The organism is Aeromonas sp. s9, from assembly GCF_040907765.1.
GTDB lineage: Bacteria > Pseudomonadota > Gammaproteobacteria > Enterobacterales > Aeromonadaceae > Aeromonas > Aeromonas caviae.
Window position 1 is genome coordinate 1 of sequence record NZ_JBFOCK010000083.1, and the last position, 7,905, is coordinate 7,905.

Consider the following 7,905-nt stretch of genomic DNA (forward strand, 5'->3'; position numbering starts at 1 on the left):
CGGGAATTCAGATAATAAGTGCGACACTCATGGATGAATGGCGAGAGGTGGCCAACTGCTGATTGGTGGTACCCTTCTGCTCGCCAAAGTAAAAGCAGTATCACCATGAGCTATCAGCAGTTGACCGAGGGGCAACGATACCAGTTATCGGTGCTTCGCGCACAGGGGATGTCCATCCTTGCCACCGCACGCGCCATTGGCGTTCATCGCTCCACCCTCTACCGGGAGCTGCGTCGTAACGCCGGGCCGCAGGGCTACCAGCCAGACAATGCGCATCAGCACGCCACCCACCGACGGGCCAGTGCGGCCAAATCTCGGCTATCTGCCGATGTCATCCAGTTTGTCGAGCTGACACTCGCCTGGTGGTGGAGCCCGGAGCAGATAAGCGCGGTGGGCAAGCAGATAGGCCTCATGGTGAGTCACGAGTGGATATACCGCCATGTGGCCGCCGACAAAGCCCGGGGTGGCCAGTTGTACCGCCATCTGCGCCAGGGCCACAAGCGCTACCGCAAGGGGGCGAGCAGCCTGCGTTCTCCCATCAAGGAAGCCCGCTCTATTGATGAACGGCCGGCTATCGTCGATAGCCGGGAGCGGCTCGGTGATTGGGAGGCGGACACGGTGCTGGGCAAGCAAGGCACAGGTGCACTGGTCACCCTGGTGGAGCGCAAGAGCCGGCTCTATCTGGTCAAGCGGGTCGCGAGCAAACAGGCTGGGGTGGTGCGGGATGCGATAATCGAGATGTTAACGCCCTACATCGAGCAGGTGCATACCATCACCTTTGACAACGGCGGCGAGTTTGCCGAACACAAGGCGATAGAGGAAGCGCTGGGTGCCGAGACTTACTTTGCGCACCCTTACTCTTCGTGGGAGCGCGGTCTGAACGAGAACAGCAATGGGCTGTTGAGGCAGTTTATCCCAAAGGGAACAGACCTGAGAGAGGTCACGGACGAGGATGTCAGGAGAGCGGAGCAGTGGCTCAACCTACGACCTCGGAAATGTCTCGGATTCAGGCAGCCTGTCAAGGTATTCGAAGAGTACCGTCAGGCGGCATAGGCGAGTGTCGCACTTCGAAGTTGAATTCGCGAAGTACATAAGCAAAGAAAATCAGCTCGAAGTAATGAGAAACTGGTTCTTTGCAAACTTCGAGGATCCAGCAAATTCTTGTCCGTATGATGGTAAAGAAGGTGGCTATGCTTATATATATGGTGGGCCGTATGATGCGAGCGAAGAGCTACAAGCCATGTTCGATCAATACGTTAAGTTTGAGTATATCGAGGAATTAGTAGATGAATTACAAATGCAATGCTTTGACTGGTCTGGAAACTCAAATAATGTAGATGATTGGTACGATGATGATATCTACGATGCTGTAACATCTTCCGGCAAGCCGTATATAAAATTCATTGACAACATAGATAAAATCAAAGCACTTGCGAAAGATAAAACTGAGCAACAACAAAAAGACCACTTACTTAGTTTGCTCTACACGAATGTTATTACAGCTTTGGAAACACTCTATGTTGAACTATTTATTAACTCTATAGAGAAAGATGATGTTTACATAGCGGATTGTATAGAAAAAGGTAAGACTGAATTTAAAGTAAGCAAAGAGATTGCCGCGTTGCCCTTCAAGGGTGAACCCATCGAGAAAATAAGGGAAGAGCTAATCAAGTCGATCAAAGAACACTTAATCAGTGCAAGCTGGCATAGCACTAAAAAGATAATCGACCGTTATAAAGCTACATTCGACATCAAAGTAAAAAAAGACTGGCCTATTGAAGCTATTGAGTTGGCAACCCTCAATCGAAATCACTTAGTACATCGTGGTGGGAAGGATAAAGAAGGAAAACTAGTATTGATAACGGATCAGATTCTTGAAACGCTGATTGAGGATGCATCAAGCCTAGCAGATGCGCTCTACAACAGTTTAGATGAAGCAATGAATAAAACTGCTGTGTTACAACCAGATGAAAAATCGTTCATTCATGATTTTTAATAGAGCAGGTGATATATGGATATTCGTACACAAAAGACAATTTTTTTAGAATCGTTAAATTCAACTGAAGTGATCCACAAAGCAGTAAGCTTAGCAATAGATTGCATCATTGAAAATCATATTAACGATGATAATACTCCCCTAGTTATTACCAGCCATGATGACTCCTGTAGGCATCAAGTGCTAAATTCCATACAGAAATTTTGCGAAGCTGCACATCCTAATACAGTTAGGCTATATTTTAATCCTAGAATGCTCAATATTAATGGAAGGAATAGTGAGGAAGCCTGTATTAATTTAATTAAACTTTTAAGATGTACCACAGGCATGCTATTTTGGGCAGAGACCCCATCATGGTTCACTAACCTCCCCGACGGATTATTCCATGTTGTTAGCATTGATCGAAACACCGTAACTCGTGGCCTTAATAAGAAAAATGCTAGACTGACAATAATAAAAAAAGAGTATAGCGCAGATACACTATTACCAGAGCTATTTTTGAATGTCGCGCACATGGAGCAAACCAACGTTTTTGATGCAGACATGAAGTTCTATAATGAATGCCATGCTGGATTAATCAGACCAATTCCCGCCCCCGTAGGGGCGTCATATGATGAAGAGATCACAATTATCTCTCCAGACTGGCAGAAGCTCGCGTGTGTAGCTTTACGTCGCTATCAGTCAAATGAATGTCATGACGGAATGCAATGGGATACAACTGATGATGGTTGGATTGATGTAGTCGCATATCCATTTATCGAAGAAATACAGTCAATGGATAATAGCGGTCGACGACAATGTTTAGTTGGGCTAGTCACTATCAACAATTCAAATGTAAACGGCCCGTACCTATCTACCGTTTGGATACATCCATTTTATCGTAGGAGAAGGCTATTAAGTTATTTATGGCCAAAATTACAAGAGCGGTATGGTAGTAACTTCGAAATTGAGCAACCTAATGCAAATATGAAAGCATTTTTGAAAAGCGTGAAACACGCAGACTACTAACGTATGAATCAGCCAGTGAAGTTAGGGAAGGTAAACAAGTCACTTGGCACGAAAACATGTCGTTGTAACCTATTTATATTAAATTACTAAATTTTGCAGTTTTTTGCGCACGAGGTACTTATTTGCACCTTCCCTAATGTTTTGCAACAATCACTATACGCTTTCTATTGCCACTTTCGTTTGGTGGATCAAAGAGCTCGAAGCATTCACTCCACAAAGAAGTGAGAGTCGCTCTTGAGATGTCTATGAAATGTAGGGGCGATTCACTGTTCAGTTGAGTGAATTTCCACGTTAGGAACAGGGCGGTGAGGACATGAGCGTTGGCTTTCAAGTATCTTTCTCACCAGTTCCATTACATCGCTCTGGACCGGCATCATCGACGAACGTGTAGTCATCTCCGTCGAAAACAAATCCCAAAATAGGTGCGGAATGTCGGTTAGTTGACTACTACATGATTATACTTCAATGACCGAGCCCTTCCGCATGACCAACATGGTATCATCACTGAAATATTCTTTTCCCGTGCCCTTCTATTTGATTAAGTTCTATTCAAGCATTATCATGTAGGCAATAGCACCATGCCAATTTTTCCCTTCATATAAGGACAAGCATATGACAAAAAATATCGATGACATGCAATATTTCTCTTATGAAAACATGCTTATTCGCTTCAAACGGGCTAAAAGTGAGGATACTCTAGATACTATGTACAAAGGTGCTATAAAAAAATCCAATGAAATTTTACATGGCAATGGATTATTTTTAGCTCAAATTGCAATTGAGCGAGCATTAGATCGATGCCAACAAGATTTCGATTCTTCGCATATCAGTATGACTAGAAAAATCAATCATGTATTAAAGAAAGCGCAAGACCCCTGTAAGCAGTACAGCCCTGAAGATGAAATGAGGCGCCTTCTTTCCAATATGAGTTGAGAAATATAGTTCCATACACCATTCCATGAAAATAAACCACCTAATCAGACAGTGGAAATGATGTGCTCGCAATCCATTGAATGCTGATCGGGGGTGATTATCAATTTTAACAACTGGGAATCGTTAGTAGAGTAAAAATTCCGAACCTAGAATGACTTAAAGTGCCTAGAGAGGCAGGAGGGGCGCAATCATTCGTTTTGCTCAGTGAGTAAATATTTTTTACCTTTCACCAAATTCAAAGTACTCATTTCCGCAGGTGCTAACGTAAATGGAACATCATATTTCATATTAATCATTGCCCTAGAAATAGGTTGGTAATCAGTAAAATTAATACAACATATTTCTTTCCCAATTTCATTAGCATAATCAATCTCCATTCTAACCCACTCAGAGGAAAACCCTCCGTCTGATTTTATTGAATTTTCAGTTTGAATAAAAAGAATTTTTTGTGATGAGCTTACTCTATGTTTTAATACTAATTCTGTATATGAGCCTGCCAACTCCCTTTTCAGAAAGTCACTATCACTTGTCCAATCACAATATATATTAAAGCCATGACGGTTCAATTCATTCTTTATTTCAATGACTAACTTATTATCTAGGTAGCTGTGAGATATGAATATTTCATATTCTTTTCTTGATTGAATTTCTTTCTCTTTTATTTTATTAAACAATGATTCTGGAGTCCCATCAAAACTGAATGTTTGTGTTTGGTATGACTTAATCTTACCTTTGAACTTACTTCTTTTTTTCACATATACGTTTAATGATTGCAAGTGAATAAATGCAATATCTCTTAGTTGGTTATTTTTTTCGGCTTCGTTTATTTTTTGAAAAAACGTTACAACCTTATTTGTTCTATATTTTTTCAACTCATTCAGTATTTCTAACTTGTCTCCTAAACTTGCACCTACCTTATGATAAGAATAGATGAAATAATCGAGAAAGACGGGGTCGACTGATTGTATCTCAGATGAGACCTTTTTTATTTTTTTGCTTTTAGATTTTAAATTGTTTATGGCAGTAATTAATTTACCCTCTTCAAACTGCTCATAATGTTTTTTCTTGTAACCATCAGAAAGCATCAATTTAACTTTAGGTAAGCTATAGAAAAATGAGTGTGGCTTTTTATGATTATATCGTGCCTTCTTACCTACCTTAAGAAGAAACTGATCTTTTTCCAAAAAATTGGTATACCTAGACTTTAATTTCTCCCAGTGATTAGGAAAGAACGATATATATAGTTCAAGAATAGTCTCTTTGACATATTCTTGAGGTAATACAAGTGCCACTTTATTTAAAATAGCTTTAAATTCCTTTTGGAATCTAACATCTTCAGCATTATATTTTCGTTTAGTTATCCCAGACATTTCAGTTCACTACTATATCAGATAGTATATTGTTAATTTGATGAAGCATACAATACTAAAAACAGGAAGTACCATCTACTCAATTTTATTAATGGATATCACAAATTTACTATCTTGTAGATTGACAGAAAATTTACTCTCCGTATGATACTAATTGACCATATTTTAACAGGAACACCTAAAAGTATGAGTACCCACTTTTCAGCTGAAATCGAAGCCTTCATTAAAACTTATGTTAAAGATCTTGAAGAAGGTGCTGCCGCCGTGTTTGCTGGTGCAGGCCTATCTAAGACTAGCGGCTTCGTGAACTGGAGTGAGCTGTTACGTGAGATTGCAGAAGAGCTAGGGCTATCCGTTGAGTTAGAGCACGACCTGATTTCTGTTGCGCAATACCATGTCAACAAAAAGAACAGTTCAACTGGTCTAGCTCGAAAAATTTTAGAAGAATTTTCGGAACAGGCGGAACCCTCGGAGGCTCATAGAATTCTAGCACGCCTTCCCATCAGAACATATTGGACAACCAACTATGATACTCTAATCGAGGATAGCCTTAAAGATAACTATCGCGTCGCAGATATCAAGCGTAAGACTGACGACCTAATTACCACCCGACCTAAACGAGATGCTGTCGTTTACAAAATGCATGGCGACGTGGATTCGCCAAATGCAGCTGTACTCTACAAGGCACAGTATGAACAGTACTACAAGACCCATGAAGGCTTTGTAACAGCACTTAGTGGAGACCTAATTTCCAAAACATTCCTCTTTATTGGCTTCAGCTTCACGGATCCAAATCTCGATTACATACTGAGTCGTTTACATGTGCCGGACATGCATAGGCGTACTCACTACTGTTTCCTTCGCAAAGAGCCTGCTATGCGACAAGGAAAAGAAGATGAAGCCAACGCAATGTATAGGCAGCGCCGGCAAGAGCACCATATTCGCGACCTACTCCGGTTTGGCATTCAGGCAGTGCTCGTCGATGACTACGAGGATATTCCGGTCATCTTGAAGGAGATCGAAAGCCGCTTCCGTAAGAAGACCATCTTTATATCTGGTAGTGCAGAAGAATATGGAACTTGGGACAAGCAGGAAGCATTAAACTTTGTGCATACACTCTCTGCATCTTTAGTGAAAGCAGGTTATCGAGTTGTCAATGGTTTCGGATGGGGAATTGGCAGCGCAGTCATCAATGGTGCTCTTGATGCTATCTACACCAAGCCTGATAAATACTCAGAGGATCAGCTGATCATGCGACCATTCCCACAGCACCCATCAAATGGTAAAGAGCTGGCCGAGCTGTGGGATGAGTATCGGCACCGCATGATAGGCCTTTCTGGTATCGCCCTGTTTCTCTTTGGTAACAAAGTCAATGATGGACAGATCGTCAATGCTAGCGGGGTACGTAGGGAATTTCAAATTGCTCAGGATACTGGTGTTGCTGTACTTCCACTTGGTATCACTGGCTACATGGCCAAAGAGCTGGCAGACGAGATGCTTCAGAATCCAGAAAAATATTTTGTCCAGAACCCTTGGTTGGAAACTGAAGTGGCCCAACTTGCAGATCTCTCAACCGACCGGGCAAAGATCGAGAAAAAGGTTCTATTCATTTTAAAGAAACTTGGAGGTTAGATATGAAACGCAAGGTCTTTTATAGCTTTCACTTTGATAACGATGTTATGCGGGTACAGCAGATTCGTAACATGGGGTTACTGGAAGGTGACGAACCAGTCAGCCCTAATACTTGGGAACAAATTAAGCGTACCGAGCAGGGAGTGAAGAATTGGATCGATCAGAATCTAGATGGTAAATCCTGCCTAGTAGTACTGATCGGCAGTCAAACAGCCAATCGTCCATGGGTTAAATACGAGATCCAGAGGGCTTGGCAACAAGGCAAGGCCGTGGTAGGCGTTCATATCCATCGACTGAATTGCCCACGTCACGGCTTCGGGACAAAAGGGGCGAATCCTTTCGACCTAATCACCTTCAAGCGAGGCGATCGAGTCATTAAGCCACTCGTATATGAACCCAGCTTTAACGACGCTTATAACGATATCAAGAACAACTTGGCGACTTGGATAGAAAACGCCATCAAACAACAACTCTTATAACCTGGATACGAAATGGCCTTTTTTACCAAAAGCGAAGCACGTGCAGCTGCCGCAGCTGCTCGCGGTTCTCGCACAGCTCAAACTGTTCTAAGGGAAGGATTTGAGAGCTACAAGGAACACGAAAAGTTCGATATCTTTCTTTCTCACTCTATTGATGACGCCGACCTTGTTTTGGGGGTGATGGCGCTATTGCAGAAACAAGGATTGCGGGTCTATGTTGATTGGGTTGTCGATCGCCAACTAAATCGCAGCTCGGTGAACAAGGAGACCGCAGCCGTCCTCCGGGCACGTATGAAATCCTCTAGTTCTATGATGTATATCGCCACCGACAATGCATCCAACTCGAAATGGATGCCATGGGAGCTGGGCTTCTTTGATGGACACAAGCCTAAGGAAGGTGCGAATAAGCGGGGAAATTCTTCTCGGCTGACGCAGTCATTTCATTTCTTCATGTTTGAGCCGATTTTTTCTCCCGTAAATGCCTTGA

General features: G+C 42.4%; 7 protein-coding genes and 1 pseudogene. 7 read left to right on the forward strand and 1 reads right to left on the reverse strand.

Annotation, left to right across the window (positions count from 1 at the left end; genetic code table 11):
- Positions 1–105 precede the first annotated feature (105 nt).
- The 4 genes from AB5Y54_RS17490 (at position 106) to AB5Y54_RS17505 (ending at position 3,937) form a co-directional block, all read left to right on the forward strand.
- Positions 106–1,053: an IS30-like element ISAs2 family transposase gene (locus tag AB5Y54_RS17490; RefSeq protein ID WP_019706001.1), complete on the forward strand. Its 948-nt coding sequence runs from the start codon at positions 106–108 to the stop codon at positions 1,051–1,053.
- Between the two features lie 64 nt (positions 1,054–1,117).
- Complete coding sequence (locus AB5Y54_RS17495) at positions 1,118–1,996, forward strand: hypothetical protein (RefSeq protein ID WP_202016978.1); 879 nt, start codon at positions 1,118–1,120, stop codon at positions 1,994–1,996.
- A 15-nt stretch (positions 1,997–2,011) separates the two neighbouring features.
- Positions 2,012–3,004 (forward strand): hypothetical protein, encoded by a 993-nt coding sequence (locus AB5Y54_RS17500; protein WP_202016967.1) that lies wholly within the window; start codon positions 2,012–2,014, stop codon positions 3,002–3,004.
- A 612-nt stretch (positions 3,005–3,616) separates the two neighbouring features.
- Positions 3,617–3,937, forward strand: a complete 321-nt coding sequence (locus tag AB5Y54_RS17505) for a hypothetical protein (protein WP_202016966.1) — start codon at positions 3,617–3,619, stop codon at positions 3,935–3,937.
- Positions 3,938–4,125: 188 nt separating this feature from the next.
- On the opposite strand, the gene AB5Y54_RS17510 is transcribed toward AB5Y54_RS17505, so the two are convergent.
- The gene (locus tag AB5Y54_RS17510) at positions 4,126–5,307 is read right to left on the reverse strand and encodes a toll/interleukin-1 receptor domain-containing protein (protein WP_202016965.1); all 1,182 of its coding nucleotides are present in this window, start codon (positions 5,305–5,307) and stop codon (positions 4,126–4,128) included.
- Between the two features lie 186 nt (positions 5,308–5,493).
- On the opposite strand from AB5Y54_RS17510, the gene AB5Y54_RS17515 reads away from it, so the two are divergent.
- From AB5Y54_RS17515 to AB5Y54_RS17525, 3 genes and pseudogenes are all read left to right on the forward strand, one after another.
- Positions 5,494–6,939: an SIR2 family protein gene (locus AB5Y54_RS17515; protein WP_202016964.1), complete on the forward strand. Its 1,446-nt coding sequence runs from the start codon at positions 5,494–5,496 to the stop codon at positions 6,937–6,939.
- Between the two features lie 2 nt (positions 6,940–6,941).
- Positions 6,942–7,418, forward strand: a complete 477-nt coding sequence (locus tag AB5Y54_RS17520; protein WP_202016963.1) for a TIR domain-containing protein — start codon at positions 6,942–6,944, stop codon at positions 7,416–7,418.
- 12 nt (positions 7,419–7,430) lie between these two features.
- Positions 7,431–7,905 (forward strand): annotated as a pseudogene (locus AB5Y54_RS17525) (hypothetical protein); the annotation flags it as partial.

What these genes read in the sequence shown, in the direction of transcription:
- AB5Y54_RS17490 (WP_019706001.1), top strand. Translation starts at nt 106, where the DNA reads ATGAGCTATCAGCAGTTGACCGAGGGGCAACGATACCAGTTATCGGTG.
- AB5Y54_RS17495 (WP_202016978.1), top strand. Translation starts at nt 1,118, where the DNA reads ATGAGAAACTGGTTCTTTGCAAACTTCGAGGATCCAGCAAATTCTTGT.
- AB5Y54_RS17500 (WP_202016967.1), top strand. Translation starts at nt 2,012, where the DNA reads ATGGATATTCGTACACAAAAGACAATTTTTTTAGAATCGTTAAATTCA.
- AB5Y54_RS17505 (WP_202016966.1), top strand. Translation starts at nt 3,617, where the DNA reads ATGACAAAAAATATCGATGACATGCAATATTTCTCTTATGAAAACATG.
- AB5Y54_RS17510 (WP_202016965.1), bottom strand. Translation starts at nt 5,307, where the DNA reads ATGTCTGGGATAACTAAACGAAAATATAATGCTGAAGATGTTAGATTC.
- AB5Y54_RS17515 (WP_202016964.1), top strand. Translation starts at nt 5,494, where the DNA reads ATGAGTACCCACTTTTCAGCTGAAATCGAAGCCTTCATTAAAACTTAT.
- AB5Y54_RS17520 (WP_202016963.1), top strand. Translation starts at nt 6,942, where the DNA reads ATGAAACGCAAGGTCTTTTATAGCTTTCACTTTGATAACGATGTTATG.